This window comes from Janthinobacterium sp. GW458P, from assembly GCF_002127585.1.
In the GTDB taxonomy this organism is placed as follows: Bacteria; Pseudomonadota; Gammaproteobacteria; order Burkholderiales; family Burkholderiaceae_D; genus Janthinobacterium.
In genome coordinates this window covers 30,346-46,143 of record NZ_NEGZ01000047.1, presented here as the reverse complement: position 1 = coordinate 46,143, position 15,798 = coordinate 30,346, and the positions used below count along the sequence as shown (strand labels likewise).

At 65.8% G+C, this 15,798-nt stretch carries 9 protein-coding genes; 2 read left to right on the top strand and 7 right to left on the bottom strand.

Going from position 1 to position 15,798, the window contains the following annotated elements; genetic code table 11:
- Positions 1-38 precede the first annotated feature (38 nt).
- The 7 genes from CBW50_RS21325 to CBW50_RS21295 all read right to left on the bottom strand — a co-directional run bounded on the left by CBW50_RS21325 (position 39) and on the right by CBW50_RS21295 (position 8,796).
- Positions 39-1,436, bottom strand: coding sequence for an amino acid permease (locus CBW50_RS21325; RefSeq protein ID WP_086147402.1), 1,398 nt, complete (start codon positions 1,434-1,436; stop codon positions 39-41).
- A gap of 202 nt (positions 1,437-1,638) precedes the next feature.
- Entirely contained in the window at positions 1,639-3,426 is a 1,788-nt protein-coding gene (locus CBW50_RS21320; protein WP_086147401.1) for an MFS transporter, read from the bottom strand.
- A gap of 38 nt (positions 3,427-3,464) precedes the next feature.
- A complete protein-coding gene (locus CBW50_RS21315; RefSeq protein WP_086147400.1) occupies positions 3,465-4,559 on the bottom strand; it encodes an amidohydrolase family protein in 1,095 nt (364 codons plus the stop codon).
- A gap of 3 nt (positions 4,560-4,562) precedes the next feature.
- A complete protein-coding gene (locus CBW50_RS21310) occupies positions 4,563-5,330 on the bottom strand; it encodes a DeoR family transcriptional regulator (protein WP_070223655.1) in 768 nt (255 codons plus the stop codon).
- A gap of 34 nt (positions 5,331-5,364) precedes the next feature.
- Positions 5,365-6,708, bottom strand: a complete 1,344-nt coding sequence (locus tag CBW50_RS21305; protein WP_216356390.1) for a D-tagatose-bisphosphate aldolase, class II, non-catalytic subunit — start codon at positions 6,706-6,708, stop codon at positions 5,365-5,367.
- Positions 6,708-7,661, bottom strand: a complete 954-nt coding sequence (locus CBW50_RS21300; RefSeq protein WP_216356389.1) for an ROK family protein — start codon at positions 7,659-7,661, stop codon at positions 6,708-6,710. Before CBW50_RS21300 ends, CBW50_RS21305 begins: the two co-directional genes overlap by 1 nt.
- A complete protein-coding gene (locus CBW50_RS21295; RefSeq protein ID WP_086147399.1) occupies positions 7,648-8,796 on the bottom strand; it encodes an SIS domain-containing protein in 1,149 nt (382 codons plus the stop codon). Before CBW50_RS21295 ends, CBW50_RS21300 begins: the two co-directional genes overlap by 14 nt.
- 348 nt (positions 8,797-9,144) lie before the next feature.
- On the opposite strand from CBW50_RS21295, the gene CBW50_RS21290 reads away from it, so the two are divergent.
- Both CBW50_RS21290 and CBW50_RS21285 read left to right on the top strand, forming a co-directional pair.
- On the top strand, positions 9,145-12,495 hold the full coding sequence (locus CBW50_RS21290) for a TIM-barrel domain-containing protein (RefSeq protein WP_226935617.1): 3,351 nt from the start codon (positions 9,145-9,147) through the stop codon (positions 12,493-12,495).
- Between the two features lie 98 nt (positions 12,496-12,593).
- Positions 12,594-15,539, top strand: a complete 2,946-nt coding sequence (locus tag CBW50_RS21285; RefSeq protein ID WP_086147422.1) for a TonB-dependent siderophore receptor — start codon at positions 12,594-12,596, stop codon at positions 15,537-15,539.
- Positions 15,540-15,798: the final 259 nt, after the last annotated feature.

The following is a 15,798-nucleotide window of genomic DNA, read 5'->3' as shown; positions in this document are numbered from 1 at the left end:
CGCTGCCGGCGTGAGGGCGGCAGCGGTGCGCGGGCCGGTCAGGCTGGCGGGTGCAGCAGCGAACGCCGGCGCGCGTAGCCGAAGTAGATGGCCAGGCCGATCACCAGCCAGATGGAAAAGGCCATCCAGGTGACCCAGCTGAGGAAGCTCATCAGGCCCACGCACAGGATCACGGCCAGCGCCGGCACGTACGGCACGCCGGGGCAGCGGAAGGCGCGCGGCAGGTCGGGACGCTTCTTGCGCAGCACCACGACAGCGACGGAGACCATGGTGAAGGCGGCCAGCGTGCCTATGTTGATCAGCTCGGCGAGGATGTTGAGCGGGATCGTGGCGGCGATCAGGCCGAAGACGATGCCGACCAGCCAGGTGGCGAAGAACGGCGTGTGGAAGCGCGGGTGCACGGTCGACAGGCGCTTGGGCAGCAGGCCGTCGCGCGACATGGCGAAGATGATGCGCGTCTGGCCGAAGGCCATCACGAGGATCACCGTGGTCATGCCGAGGATGGCGCCCAGGTCGACGAAGCCGGCGATCCAGTTTTCGCCCGCATACTGCAGGGCCAGCGAGACGGGATGGTCGACGCCGAGGAATTTTTGATATGGCACGATGCCCGTCATGATGGCCGAGACCACCACGTACAGCACGGCGCACACGGCCAGCGAGCCGATAATGCCGATCGGCAGGTCGCGCGACGGCTTCTTGACTTCCTCGGCGGCCGAAGTGACGGCGTCAAAGCCGATGAAGGCGAAGAAGACGAGGGCGGCGGCGCTCAGCATGCCGTGGTAGCCGAACGGCATGTAGGGCTGCCAGTTGGCCGGCTGCACGTGACGCGCGCCGAAGATGATGAACAGCAGCACCACGCCCACCTTGATGGCCACCATGATGTTGTTCAGGCGCGCCGATTCGCGCACGCCCCAGCCCAGCATGGCCGTCAGCAGCAGCATGATGACGAGGGCCGGCAGGTTGATGAAGGTGGTCACGCCGGGCAGCGCGCCCGGTGCGGCCGTCAGGGCCACGGGCAGGGTGACGCCAAAGCCGGACAGCAGCGACTGGAAGTAGCCGGACCAGCCGACGGAGACGGCGGCCGCGGCCAGACCGTACTCGAGCAGCAAGTCCCAGCCTATCATCCAGGCGGCCAGCTCACCGAGGGTGGCATAGCTGTAGGTGTAGATGGAGCCGGCCACCGGCACGGTGGAGGCGAATTCCGCATAGCAGAGAGCGGCGAAGCAGCAGGCGACGGCCGCCACGACGAAGGACAGCGACAGGGCCGGGCCGGCCGTCAGGGCGCCTGTGCCGGTGAGCACGAAAATACCGGTGCCGACGATGGCGCCTATGCCCATGAGCACCAGGTCGAAGGGCCCCAGCACCTTGGCCAGTCCTCCCGGCTTCTTGCTGTGGGCAATCATATCATCCAAATTCTTGGTTCTAAATAAGCTCACTGTGTCTCCTGGTGGTTTTTTGTCATGGCGCCATTGCCGCCTCGTGAGTAGCACGACGCAGCCAGATTCTAGCCCACGCGCCCATGATTCCAGAAGGAAAACCGTACGGTGCCGTGCGCACCAGCGTTGTAAACTTGCCTGACAGGCAAAAAAACAGCCCCGGATGGTGGTCCGGGGCTGGAAAGGAGAGTGCTACAGTTGGTTACCTGGAAAAGTGCGCTTCGATCTCTTCCAGGGTCTTGCCCTTCGTTTCGGGGAGCAAAATTGCTGCGGCCAGGAAATACAGCACGGTGCAGCCGGCGCCGAAGAAGAACAGGGTCGAATAGCCATGCAAGCCCACGGTGGGCAGGAAGATGGCGGCGATCACCGTCGAGACGAACTGGTTCACCAGCAGGGCGATGCTCATGCCGTTCGAACGGATACGCGTCGGCATCAGCTCCGACAGGGCCAGCCACACGCACACGCCCGGTCCCACGGCAAAGCTGGAGACGAACACGCAGATGGCGACGGCCACCAGCCAGCCATGCGTGGCAGAAGGCACGGGACCCAGGCTGGCCTTCTCGATGCGCAGCGGCGCCTCGCGCCCGGCGGCCGGGTCGGCGAACGGGTTCAGGTGCAGCTTGCGGAAGAATACGCCGATCACGCTGTCGGCCTGCACGGCGTCTTCGCGGGCGATCGTCACCTGGCGCAGCACGGGATCGTCGCTGCGCAGGCTTTTTACGTTGGTGAAGGGGCCGTAGGCGTAGGCGATGGTCAGCTGCTGCGGCGTGCCGTCGGCGGCCGCGCCCAGGGCCTGCAGGGCCGGTGCATCGAGGTGGACGGCCAGGCCGTCGTTGTGCGCCTGGGCGGCGATGGCGGGGCGCACGTCGGCCAGGTGGGCTTCCGCGCCGCGGAACAGCAGGCCGGCCGCCAGCAGCGAGACGATGATGCCGCCCGTGCCCAGCATCAGCAGGAACTTGCGGCCCTTGCGGTCGACCAGCAGCACGGCCACCACCGTCATCACGGCGTTAAGTACCTTTAAAAGTACATCTGCCATATTCGCCGAGGCGCCCGACAGGCCCGCCTGGTTCAAGATATTGACGACATAGGCGAGGATGGAATTGATGCCCGTCGCCTGGGTGCAGGCGAGGATCAGGCACGCAAGCAGGAAGGGCAGCACGTAGCGGCGGCTCAGCAGCGGGTCTTTCGCCTTGCCGCTGGCCTTGGCCGCGTTCTCGGGCGTATCGAGCATTTCGCGCAGCTCCAGCTCGGCGGCGGCGGGCAGGCGCGTGCGCAGCAGCGACTGGCGCGCCTGTTCGATGCGGCCGCGGCGGACCAGCCAGCGCGGCGATTCGGCCAGCAGCAGGGCGCCGATGGTAAATACGAGGCCTGGCGTCAGGCAGACCCAGAAGATGCTGCGCCAGGCGTGATCCTTGGCCGTGAAGATGGCGGCGATGCGGTCTGCTTCCGGCAGCGCTTGCGCCGCCTGCGTGGCCGTTTCCACCGTCTGCGCCTGCAGCAGGCCGATCAGGGCGGCCGCCACCAGGCCGATGGTCAGCAGCAGCTGGAACAGGGCGGCACCGCGTCCTCGCTGCTGCGCGGGCAGACATTCGGCCAGGTACAGGGGCACGACGACGCCGATCAGGCCGCCGCTGATGCCTTGCAGCAGGCGTCCCAGCAGCAGCGGCGTGTAGCCGTCGGCCAGCGCGATCAGCGGGATGCTGGCGCTGAACAGGGCGCCGGCCAGGAACATCAGCCAGCGCCGGCCCAGCAGGTCGGCCAGGGCACCGGCGAACAGCGACGAGAGTACCGAGCCCAGCAGCACGGCGGCGACGATGAAGCTCAGCTGCTGGGCCGTCAGTTTCCACGCCACCGAGGCCGTCGATTCCAGGTAGGGCAGGGCGCCGGCGATGATGCCGATGTCTATGCCATACAGCAATCCCCCCATGCCGGCAATAAATAGCAGGTAGCGCATGGCCCACACGGGGGCCTTGTGTGACGTGTCGTGCATGGTAACTCCGGGACGGGGTTGAGGTGGGTGGTAGGGGTCTAGCGGGTGGAAAGATCGATGGCCGCGCCTTCGACGAAGACGGACACCGGCTGTAACCGGGAATCGAGGACGACGATATCGGCCCAGGCGCCGGGTGCCAGGCGGCCCCGTTCGAATTCGCCCAGGTAATCGGCGGGGTACAGCGAGAGGCGGTTCGAGGCGTCGGCCAGGTCCAGGCCCAGGTCGACGAAATTGCGCAGCGCCTGGTCCATGGTCAGCACGCTGCCGGCCAGCGAGCCCGTGGCCAGGCGCACGCAGCCCATGCATTTGTAGACGCGCTGCGTGCCCAGGCCGTATTCGCCATCTGGCATGCCGGTGGCCGAGGTGGCGTCCGTCACGCCGTACAGGCGGGGGATGGCGCGCAGGGCCGCGCGCAGGGCGCCCTTGGCCACATGCTGCAGGTCGGGGATGATTTCCGCGTATTCGGCATGCGCCAGCGCCGCGCCCACCATGCCGGGGTCGTAGTGCGTCATGCCCGTCATGCCGTTGTACAGGTGGGTAAAGCCCGAGACGCCGGCCTGCAGCGCCGCCACGCCTTCGTCATACGTGCCGGCGCTGTGGCCGATCTGCACGCGGATGCCCATGGCCGCCAGTTGCGGGATCAGTTCCAGGTGGCCGGCGATTTCCGGCGCCATGGTCAGCACCTTGATGGGCGCGATGGCGTGGAAGCGCTGCACCAGCGCCAGGCTGGCCTGCACCACGTCGGGCGGCTGCGCGCCCAGGCGGTGCAAATTTAAAAACGGCCCTTCCAGGTGCACGCCCAGCATGCGCGCGCCGTTGGACGGGCGTTCGGCGATGACGCCGGCCAGGCCTTGCAGGGCGCGCACGATCGACGGTTCCTTGGCCGTCAGGGTGGTGCCCAGCAGGGCCGTGGTGCCGTGGCGCGCATGCACCTGCGCCACGCTGGCGCCCGCGTTTGCGCCTTCCATGATATCGACGCCGGCCGCGCCGTGCACGTGCAGGTCGATGAAGCCGGGCAGGATGGTCAGCGCGCTGTCGGCGGCGGGGTCTTCCTGTATCTGGACGATGCGCTGGTCAAAAGTGATGGTGCCCGTAATCCAGCCAGATGGGGTAAGGATTCTGCCGCTCAGCATGTGTTATTCCGCTATAAAAAGTTCGATGCCCAGCTTGTGCAGCCCTTCGCGGTACTCCTGGCTGATGCTGGCATCGGTGATGACGGTATCGACGCGGTCCAGCTGCACGATGCGGTGCAGGCTGACGCGGCCGAACTTGGAGGCGTCCGTGAGGACGATGATTTTCTTCGCCCGTTCCACCATCTTGTGGTTCAGGCTCGCTTCCGCTTCATGGTGGGTAGTGACGCCAAACTGCAGGTCGAAGCCGTCCACGCCCAGAAACAGCTTGTCGAAACTGTAGGCCTGCAAGCAGGTTTCGGCCTGGCTGCCCTGGATCGACAGCGACTGCTTGCGCAGCAGGCCGCCCGTGAGGATCAGGTCCACGCCGGGCGCGTCGGCCAGCTCCCAGGCGATGTTGAGGCCATTCGTGGCCACCGTCACGCCGGTCGCGTCGCGCAGATGGCGCGCCAGCGAGATGGTGGTGGTGCCCGAGTCGATGATGATGTTGTCGCCCGGTTCCACCAGCCGCGCCGCATAGGCGCCGATGCGCTCCTTCTGCTCGTGGTTGATGGCGTCCTTCTGGCGTATCGTGTGCTCGGGCGGCGGCGTGCGCGTCAGGGTCGCGCCGCCGTGGCTGCGCGTGGCCATGCCTTGCGCTTCCAGCGCATTCAAGTCGCTGCGGATGGTGACCGCGGACACGCCGAGCTTTTCCACCAGATCGGTCACTTGCACCGAGCCCTGCTGGGCAAGCATTTGGAGGATGGATTCACGGCGTTGGCTGGTATTTCGCATGGTGGCGGGCTCGGTAAAAGTGAAAATACCGAGCTTAACAGATTGCCGCTTCGGCAATGACGGGCAGCGCCGCATTGCGGTTGCAGGCGCGCGCATATTGCGCCAGCAGGCTGCCGATCTTGTGCTCGATCAAGGCCGGCGCCTGCGCCGGCAGCCCGCCCTGCACCACGGCCAGGTACTGTTCCGGCAAGTGCTGGCTCAGCAGCGGCAGCGGAATCGCCACGGCGTCGAGGTTGGCCAGCAGCTTGCCGACGGCGGCCGCCACTTCCGGCTCGCCCCAGTAGTAGCGGCAGCGGTCGCTCAAGCCGTAGCGGCGCATCAATCGCTGTTCTTGCGGCGTGCCCAGGTAATGCTTGATCCAGTTCTTCGGCTTGGCCACCATCACGTCGTCGAGCACCTGCATCAGCTGCGAGGTGGCGTGCGCCGGCAGCAGCTCCTGCTCGATCTGGCACAGCGCATACAGCGCTTCGCGCAAGGCGAAGGTGGCGGCCGGACCCACTTTCAGGATGGCGAAATGGTCGCGCACCATGGCGTGCAGGGCCGATTCGCGCTGGTAGTCGGTGGAATGGGCTTCGAACACGAGGCCGGGCTGCTCGGCGACAAAGGCCGACAGCTCGGCGGCGGCCTGCGCATCGTAATGCTGGATGCTGCTCTGGTCGAAATCGACGCCAGGCTGCACCACCATGGCGATGACGCGGCGCCAGGCGCCGTGCAGCTCGTTGTCCAGGAAGGCGCGGCGGTGCACGTCCAGCGTGCGGCGCGCGGCCTGCGGGCTGGTGACGGCGCCGGCCTGCGCCAGCGACGCTTCGCCGCCGGGAATCGGCACTTCCGTGCCGATCACGTAGACGGGCGGCGCGAAGCCGGCGGCGGCGGCCGCCGCTTCGGCGACGATGCACAGGCGCGCCGAACGGGCGGCCACGGTTTCATCGTCGAGCTGCAAGGGGTCGTCGGCACAGCGCATGCTGCAATCGAGGTGGATTTTATGGAAGCCGGCCGACGCATACGCGGCGATCAGCGTTTCGGCGTGGTCCATGGCGGTGGCCGCATCGAGGTGCTGCCAGGCGTTCGGACCCAGGTGGTCGCCGCCCAGCACCAGGCGGCTGGCGGGGAAACCCTGTTCGCGGGCCAGTGCCAGCATGGTGTCGCGGAAAACGTTTGGTGTCATGCCCGTGTAGCCGCCGAACTGGTCGACCTGGTTCGAGGTCGCCTCGACCAGCAGCACGGTGTCGTATTCGCTGGCCACGCGCATGGCGGCGCGCAGCACGCTCGGGTGGCTGCAGCAGACGGCGTACAGTCCCACGCGCTCGCCGCGGCGGTGCGCCTTGATCACTTGCTGGATGGGCGACAGGGTAAAAGTCGGGTTTTCCGCTTGCGTCATCATGATGATGCCTTTGTATGTTGTCGTATCAAAAGGGCCGCGCCGCGCGCGCCGCCGGCGTCGCCAAAGAGCGGCGGCAGGATGGGCGGCACGTGCACGCCGGGGAACAGGTGGCGCTTGACGGCGGCCGGCAGCTTGTCGTACAGGTGCGGCAGCTTGGACAGGCCGCCGCCGAGCACGATGACGTGCGGGTCGTAGGCCAGCACCAGGCCGGCCAGCGCGTGGCCCAGCACGTCGAGGTGCACGGCCACCGTGCGCTGGGCCACGGCGTCGCCCATATTGGCGCGCGCCACGATGGCCAGCGGCTCGGCGCCGTCGCCGCCGAAATGCGCGTGCAGCTTGCGCATGGCGGGACCGGAGACGTAGCGCTCCAGGCAGCCCGCCTTGCCGCACGGGCAGGGGTATTCGGCCAGACCGTGCTGCGCCAGCAGGGTGGCGGGCAGACTCCAGTGGCCCCATTCGCCGGCCACGCCGTTAAAGCCGCGCAGCAGCTGGCCGCCCACGCAGTAGCCGCCGCCGGCGCCCGTGCCAAGGATGGCGCCGAACATGCTGGCGGCATTCTCGGCCGCGCCGCCCTGCGCTTCGGACAGGGCGAAGCACTGGCAATCGTTGCCGATGGCGACGGGGCGCTGCAAGGTTTGCTGCAGCGTCTGCGCCACCAGGCGGCCGTTCAGCGCCGGCACATTGGAACTGAGCTGCCGGCCCGTGGCGCTGTCGATCACGCCAGGCAAGCCGATGCCGACGGGCGCCGTCGTGCCGAGGGCGGCATCGCCATGGGCCACCAGGTCGACGATAGCCTGCACGAAGGCGCTAAAATCGTCGCCCGGCGTGGCCACGCGCTCGCGGAACACCTCGGTCAATGCGCCGTCGCGGTCGGCAAAGGCGACCAGCTCCATCTTGCTGCCGCCGATGTCGATGCCGTGAAAGCCCTGGATGGAATTAGAATTGGTCATGGCCATAGATGGTGACGCCCTGCACGACACGGTTGACGATGCCGCCGGCGAATGGATTGTCGGGGCGCAGTTGCAGCAGCGCGGACTGGTGCAGCGCATATTGCTGCGCCATCAGCAGCCACAGCGGGGCCAGCCAGGCGTCGGGCCAGGCCGGCGCGTCGGCCGCCAAGTTGGCAGATAAGTCGCCGCCGATGCCCACCGTCAGGCAGCGCTGCGCCACGCTGTCGCGCTGCAGTTCTTTTAAGAGATCGTCTTCGTACTGGCGCGCCAGCGGCTTGCTGCTGCGCAGCAGGACCACCAGCGACTCCGTGGTGACGGCCGATTTCGGGCCGTGGCGGAAGCCCAGCGCGGTATTGGCCATCGCCATCACGCGGCCGCCCGTCAATTCGAGGATCTTCAATGCCGCTTCCTTGGCCAGCGCTTCCAGCGGGCCGCTGCCCAGGTAGACGACGCGCTGTACCGGCTGCGAGCCCAGTTCCGCCACGGGGGCCGACCAGTCGCGCAAGGCTTGTTCGCCCAGCTGCGCCAGGGTGTCCAGGCGCGTCAGATCCGACTCCTTGCCCAGTACCGACAGGGCCGCCAGCAGCATGCTGCTAAAGCTGCTGGTCATGGCGAAGCCCCGGTCACAGCTGCCTTCCGGCATCAGCAGGTTATAGGTATTGCTGTCGTTGGCGCCCTGGCGCGCCAGCTTGCCGTCGGCGTTGCAGGTGATATTCAGGAAGCGCGCGCCGGGCACGACCTGGCGCAGCAGTTCGACGGCCGCCAGGCTTTCCGGGCTGTCGCCGCTGCGGGCAAACGAGACGAGCAGGGTGGGCGCGTCCGCCTCCAGGTACAGCTCATGGTGGGTCAGCAAAGTCGTGGTGGCGATGGCGCGGATCTGCGCGGGCCAGGCCGCGTTCAGGGTGTCGACGACGATTTCGCCCACATACGCCGAGCTGCCGGCGCCCGTCAGGATGACGCGCTGCTGCGGATGGGACAGCGCGTCGCCGAGGAAGGCGGCCAGGCTGGCTTGCTCCTTGCGCAAAATGCCGGCCAGTGCGCGCCAGATGGCCGGCTGGTGGGCGATTTCCTCGGCCGTGTGCAGGCCGCCGATGTCGCGCCAGGTTTGAATGTCACGCTGAAGAAGGGTAGTCATGTGAGGTCAGTAAAGTGTTTGTTGTGGTAAAGCATAAATACTAAATTTCGAAAAGTCAAATACGAAAGCAAAACGAAAGTAAATTGTCTGGTCGCTTGCGAAACAATGCCGCTTTATGGTGCTTGCACCATGCTGCGCTGCCGCATGAACGGGCTGGCGCTGCGGCCTGTCGCTGAAATGCCACGATAACGAAAGTGTGTTTTGTGGGATTTTGGCAAAACGTAAGAAAAATGTGCCAATTTTGGGCATTTTATTAATAAATTGACGTCATAACTTTCTTTTGATTGACGATATTTATTTTTCTTCTTAAAGTATTTCCATCGCATCGACTTTTTTGAAAGCCATCAGATGAAACCTCTCCCGCTTCCCCGCCGCGTGCTTGCCGCCTGTGTCCTCGCCGCCCTCGGCACCCTGGTCGCGCCGGGCCTGCAAGCCGCGCCTATCGGCAATTTGCAGACTCTCTCCGCCGTGCACGCGGCCGATGTGGCCAAGGGCGAGGCGCTGGGCTGGGATGTGCGCAGCGATACGGGCATGCAGCTGCGTATCAGCCTGCCCCAGGCGGACGTGCTGCGCATCCAGGCGGGCGGCAAGGGCGGCTTGACGGGCCCGGGCGACAAGGCCGCGCCCATCGTCGTCGGCCAGCCTGCCGCGCAGGTGGCGTACCAGATCGATGAGCAGCCCGGCCATATCGTGATCAGCACCGAAGCCCTGAGCCTGCGCATCGACCGCAAACCCTTGCGCTTTACCCTGTTCCGCAAGGGGGACACGGCGCCCCTGTGGCGCGAAGTGCAGCCGCTGTCGCTCGACGACAAGCAGGGCGTGCAGGTGCTTTCCAGTTTGCCGGGCGAGCGCTATTTCGGCGGCGGCCAGCAGAATGGGCGCTTCGAATTCAGGGGCAAGCAGGTGCCCGTGTCGTATTCGGGTGGCTGGGAAGAAGGCGACCGCCCGAATCCCGCGCCATTTTTGATGAGTTCACGGGGCTGGGGCATGCTGCGCAATACCTGGTCCGATGGTAATTACGACTTGCGCGACAGCCAGCAGATCTCGCTGCAGCACGCGGAAGGGCGCTTCGACGCGTATTTCTTCGTCGGCAAGGACCTGCGCGACGTCGTCGCCCGCTATACGGACTTGACGGGCCGCGCGCGCATGCTGCCGCGCTGGGCGCTGGAATACGGCGACGCCGATTGCTACAACGATGGCGACAACGTGAAGAAACCCGGCTCCGTGCCGAAGGGCTGGACGGACGGCCCCACGGGCAAGACGCCGGACGTGGTGCAAAGCGTGGCGCGCCAGTACCGCGAACACGACATGCCGGGCGGCTGGATCCTGCCCAACGACGGCTACGGCTGCGGCTACACGAATTTGCCGGAAACGGTGAAGGGGCTGGCAGGCTACGGCTTCCGCACGGGCCTGTGGACGGAAAACGGCGTCGACAAGATCGCCTGGGAAGTGGGCCAGGCGGGCAGCCGCGTGCAAAAGCTGGACGTGGCGTGGACGGGCAAGGGCTATCAGTTTGCCATGGACGCGAACAAGTCGGCCTATGACGGCATCCTGAACAACTCCGACAGCCGCCCCTTCCTGTGGACGGTGATGGGCTGGGCCGGCATCCAGCGCTACGCCGTGGCGTGGACGGGCGACCAGAGCGCCAGCTGGGACTACATCCGCTGGCACATTCCGACCCTGATCGGCTCGGGCCTGTCCGGCCAGGCGTATGCGTCCGGCGACGTGGACGCCATCTTCGGCGGCAGCCCGGAAACCTATCTGCGCGACTTGCAGTGGAAAAGCTTTACGCCCGTCCTGATGGGCATGTCCGGCTGGGCCGCGGCCGAGCGCAAGCACCCGTGGTGGTTCGATGAGCCATACCGCGACATCAACCGCCGCTATTTGAAACTCAAGATGCGTTTGACGCCGTATATGTATACGCTGGTGCGCGAAGCGGAGCAATCGGGCGCGCCGCTGGTGCGCGGCTTGATGTGGGATTACCCGCAAGACCCGGTCGCCTATACGGAAGCCTACAAATACCAGTTCCTGCTGGGTCGCGACGTGCTGGTGGCGCCCGTCTACCGCAGCCAGGCCGTCAGCGGCGGCTGGCGCAAGGGCATCCACCTGCCGCAGGGCACGTGGTACGACTACTGGGATGGCCGTCAGGCCACGGCGGACGCGAAGGGACGCGACCTCGATCTGCAGGTCACCCTGGACAAGCTGCCCGTGTTCGTGCGCGCCGGTGCCATCCTGCCCATGTATCCGGAAATGCTGTACGACGGCCAGAAGCCGAAGGACCAGCTCACGCTCGACATCTACCCGCACGGCGAGTCTGAATATACCTTGTATGAAGACGATGGCAACACGCGCCAGTACCAGGGCGGCGCCTTCAGCCAGCAAGTCATCCGCATGCGCCAGGCGGGCGGCGACGTGCGCGTGGACATCGGTGCCGTCGATGGCAACTACCAGGGCCAGGAAGCGCGCCGCGGCTATGCTCTGCGCATGCTGGCGGGCCAGCGCCCGGCCGCCGTCAAGGCGGGCGAGCGCGTGATCGCGGCCTCCTCCGACCGCGCCGCCTACGACAAGGCGTTTGATGCCTGGTATTTCGACGCGGCAGACAGGCAAGGCACGCTGCACGTGAAAGTGGCGGCGCAGGATATCCGCCAGCCCTTGACCTTGCAGGTGGCCGGCGCGCTGGCCGTGGCGCGTATCGATGCCGACTTCCCCGCCGCCCCCGTGCCGGGCCGCGCCTTGCCGGCCGACGCCATGCAGGTGGTGGCGCGTCCTGCGGAAGAAAGCGGCTACCCGCTGGAAAACGCCTTCGATGGCAAGCCGGAGACGTGGTTCCGCACCGTGCGCAGCCCGTCCGTGAAAAGCGGGCCGCACGAATGGGTGATCGGCTTTACGGAGCGGCGCCTGGTCGATGGCATCGAACTGGCGCCGCGCAACGATCAGCACTGGAAGCATGGCCAGGTGCGAGACTACGAAATCTACATCGGCGACAACAACGGCGACTGGGGCGCGGCGCTTGCGCGCGGCACCCTCAAGCTGGAACAGGGCGTACAGACGATCAATTTCCCCGCCACGGCCGGGCGCTTGCTGCGCTTCCGCGTCATGAGCACGCAAAATCCGGAAGGCGACGGCGCCGCGTCCACCGATCCGATGGTCACGGCGGCGCAGGCCGGGCCTGTGGCGCGCGCGTTCGACGCGGCGCTGGCGACCGACGTGGCGCCCGTCACCTTGTCCGCATTCCGCGTGCTTGAGCACCGCGTGGCCGATGGCGAGGAGGTACAGCGCTATCTGTCGGACCTGGCGCTGCCGAAGGCTGTCGCGAAAGACCGGCCGGCCGGCAAGGCCGCCGAGATGCGCATGAACGGGCTGTGGTTCCGCAAGGGCCTCGGCGTGGGGCCAGCCAGCCGCATCGACCTGCAGCTGGCGGGCAACTGGAATCTGCTGCGCGCCGACCTGGGCGTGGACGACAGCTGCCGCGGCGCGGGCGGCTTGCAATTCCAGGTCTGGAGCGGCGAGCGGCTGCTGTACGACAGCGGGCTGGTCACGGCTCCCGGGGTGGTCAAGCCCGAAATTGACGTGCGCGGCCTGAGCCAGCTCAGTTTGCGCACCCTGGGCGCGCGCGGCGCCCGACCGGCCCAGGTGTGCGGCAACTGGGCCAACGCCATCTTGACCGGCACGCAAGGCGCGACTGTCAAGCCGCGCTAACTACTTCAATCATTTCACTAACAAGGAGCCCCTCTTCGGACCGGGGAGGGGCTCTTGCAGCCTGACGAAAACAAATCACTTATAAAAGGGAGATGGGAATGCACTTGAAAAAACTGATGGCCGCCATGGTGGCGGTAGGGCTGGCGTCGACGGCGCTGGCAGCGGAAGAGGACAAACTGGCGCGCGTCGAAGTGACGGGTTCCAGCCTGAAGCGCATCAACGCGGAAACGGCGTCGCCCGTGCAGGTGATCAACGCCAAGCAGATCGAAAACATGGGCGCGCTCACCTTGCTGCAGGTGCTCGACAACCTGCCTGCGGCCCGTCCGGCGCAGCAGGATTTCCGCTCGATGTTCACGGGGTCGGACGGCGGTTCGCAGGCGAACCTGCGCGGCATGGGTGCGCAGGGCACCCTGGTGCTGCTCAATGGCCGCCGCCTGTCGTTCTACGGCGCGCCGGCCGGTTTCCAGACCATGTTCGTCAATATCGACGCCATCCCGGCCGCCGCCATCGAGCGCATGGAAATCCTGACGGACGGCGCGTCGGCCGTGTATGGCTCCGATGCCGTGGCCGGCGTCATCAACGTGATCACCAAGAAGTCGTATCAAGGGCTGGAGGCGCGCGCCAACGGCGAGTTTTCGCCCAGCGTGAAAGCCTATGGCGAACGCCAGGCCAGCGTGCTGTATGGCGTCGGCGACATGGCCAGCGACGGCTACAACATCTATGGTTCCGTCAACGTCTACCAGCGCGACCGCATCGCGCTGGCCGATACCTGGCAGAAGCGCCCATCATATTTTTATGTGAATAATCCGAATTTCATCCCCAACATGCGCGTGGGCGTGGGCAGCGAGCCGGGCGTAATGAACCCGGGGACCTTCTTTGTCTTCGACAAGGCCAACAACAATGCGCGCACCCAGCGCGCCGCGCCAGGCTGCAACACCAGCATCAGCGAGGCGTCGGGCACGCGCTGCGTGTGGAATGCGCTGCCCAACCAGCTCGACACGGGCCCCACCTCGGAGCGCGCCACGGCTTACCTGAGCGGCCGGCTGAAGCTGGGCGGCGACATGGAAGCGTTCGCGGAAGGCGCCTACACCCACATCAAGATGCGCGGCGAGAATGGCCCCTCCAGCTTCAACAGCGGCAGCACGAACAACTGGTTTGCGCGCAACACGGGCACCACCCTGAACACCTTCGCCACGCCTTTCCTGAGCCCGAACAACGTCTACCTGAAAGGCAAGCTCGATGCCGACATGGTGGCCAAGATGGGCGGCGCGGCGGGCCTGAACTACCTGCTGCAGGATGCCACGGGCCATTTCGGCCAGAAGAACGTCGATGAAAACTACCGCGCGCTCGTCGGCCTGCGCGGCGGCATCGGCGGCGGCTGGGATTTTGAAACGGCGCTCAGCGTGGCGGGCAGCCATTCCACCCTGTTCCAGACGGCCAACCTGAACATCAATGGCTTCAAGCAGGCGTTCGGCCCGTTCACGAAAGATCCCGTCAGCGGCCGCACGTATATCGCGGACAATCCCGCCTACAAGTTCGGCGAAATCAGCGAGGCCAATGCGGCGCTGCTGCGCGCCGCCTACCCGACCTTCGCCATTGAATCGTGGACCAAGCTGATGACGTGGGACGCCAAGCTGGAAGGCACGCTGTTCAAGCTGGGCGAGCGCGAAGTGCGCGCCGCCGTGGGCACCAACGTCATGCGCGAGAGTTTTCTCACGCCCGGCAACGCGGATGCGGCCAATGGCCTGATCACGCAGCAGGGCGGTTCCTGGTTCGATGGCAAGCGCACCATCGCGGCCGTGTTTGGCGAAGTGGTGCTGCCGCTCAGCGACACCCTGGAAGTCAATGCGGCCGCGCGCCTGGACAAATACCCGCATTTTTCGGCCAACCTGGCGCCCAAGCTGGGCGTGATCTGGCGCGCGCGGCCCGACCTGATGCTGCGCGGGACGTATTCGGAAGGCTTCCGCGCGCCGAACCTGGCTGAATCGGGTTCGGGCGGCGTGTTTGCGCAGGTGGGCGGCATCCGCGACACGGTGCGCTGCGATGAAACGAATGCCATGGCGCGCGCCCTGATGAAGTCCAAAGTGGCGACGGATGCGGACCTGGGCAAGAGCCTGCTCAATTCGAACTGCTCCACGACTGTGGGCGGCCTGACGCCGCCGAACCAGAACCTGCGCCCGGAAAAGGCCAAGATTTCGACCGTGGGCCTGGTGCTGCAGCCGGCCAAGGACGTGAGCATCTCGATCGACTACTGGTTCATCAACCGCCGCGACGAAATCGTGCGCCAGGACTTCAACGAGCTGTTTACGGAACTGGTGGGCAAATACGGCCCGACCCTGGCCGGCACGTCGAGCGCCATCCGCAACGACTTGACGGACACGGACCGGGGCAATATGGCGGCGGTGGCTGCCATGTGCGCCAATCCAGCCAACGCGGGCGTGTGCGCGGGCGGCGTGCCGGGCTACTCGGTGGGCAACCTGGGCGGCTTGATCAACTCGTACTCGAACCGCGGCCGCACTCTGATGGACGGCGTGGACATCGACGCGCGCACGCGCTTTTCGCTCGGCGACTGGGGCAAGCTGAGTACCGGCATCGCCGCCACCATCCGCAAGCGCGACACCCATGACAGCGAAGACGGCAGCGATATCAAGGGCAATACCGTCGGCTACTACGATTCGCCGCGCTACCGCGCGACAGTCAACGCCGACTGGAGCTACCGCAACTTCGTCAGCAGCGTGTTCATCAACTATTCGGGCAAGACGCGCTGGGCCTACGGTCCGTGGGACAAGGACAACACGCCGGAAAACTGCACCGCCGCTTCCGTGTCCCTGCCAGCGGGGCAGTGCAAGGGTGCGCCGTCGTACACGACGGTCAACCTGGCCTTCAGCTGGAAGCCGTTCAAGAACCTCGACGTGGGCCTGAACGTGAAGAACGCGTTCAACAAGCAGCCGTACTACGACCCGAACGGCTGGGAAGGCTACAACCATAGCCAGGACCTGTTCGGCCGCCAGTTTGCCCTGTCGGCCAGCTACAAGTTCTTTTAAGGCGTGACGCTACCCCGGCCTGCCTGCGGGCCGGGGTATTGCGATGAAAAGAAAAAGACAACATTCCGAAATGCGCAATACGAAAGATAAACGTAAGTTATGGGCGATTGTCCTGTCGTCTTTCGCGTTTTTCTCTCCCCGTCACTGCGCGATTTGTGCCTTCCCGACGGTCTCCTTGTGTGCGCGTGTATCTGCCACACCACGATAGCGAAAGTTATCTGCGGAGAAACTCATTAAAACGAAAGATAAATCGCATTTA

Coding starts and splice junctions, on each gene's coding strand:
- CBW50_RS21290 (WP_226935617.1), top strand. CDS start 9,145: ATGAAACCTCTCCCGCTTCCCCGCCGCGTGCTTGCCGCCTGTGTCCTC.
- CBW50_RS21320 (WP_086147401.1), bottom strand. CDS start 3,426: ATGCACGACACGTCACACAAGGCCCCCGTGTGGGCCATGCGCTACCTG.
- CBW50_RS21300 (WP_216356389.1), bottom strand. CDS start 7,661: ATGACCAATTCTAATTCCATCCAGGGCTTTCACGGCATCGACATCGGC.
- CBW50_RS21305 (WP_216356390.1), bottom strand. CDS start 6,708: ATGACGCAAGCGGAAAACCCGACTTTTACCCTGTCGCCCATCCAGCAA.
- CBW50_RS21315 (WP_086147400.1), bottom strand. CDS start 4,559: ATGCTGAGCGGCAGAATCCTTACCCCATCTGGCTGGATTACGGGCACC.
- CBW50_RS21285 (WP_086147422.1), top strand. CDS start 12,594: ATGCACTTGAAAAAACTGATGGCCGCCATGGTGGCGGTAGGGCTGGCG.
- CBW50_RS21295 (WP_086147399.1), bottom strand. CDS start 8,796: ATGACTACCCTTCTTCAGCGTGACATTCAAACCTGGCGCGACATCGGC.
- CBW50_RS21310 (WP_070223655.1), bottom strand. CDS start 5,330: ATGCGAAATACCAGCCAACGCCGTGAATCCATCCTCCAAATGCTTGCC.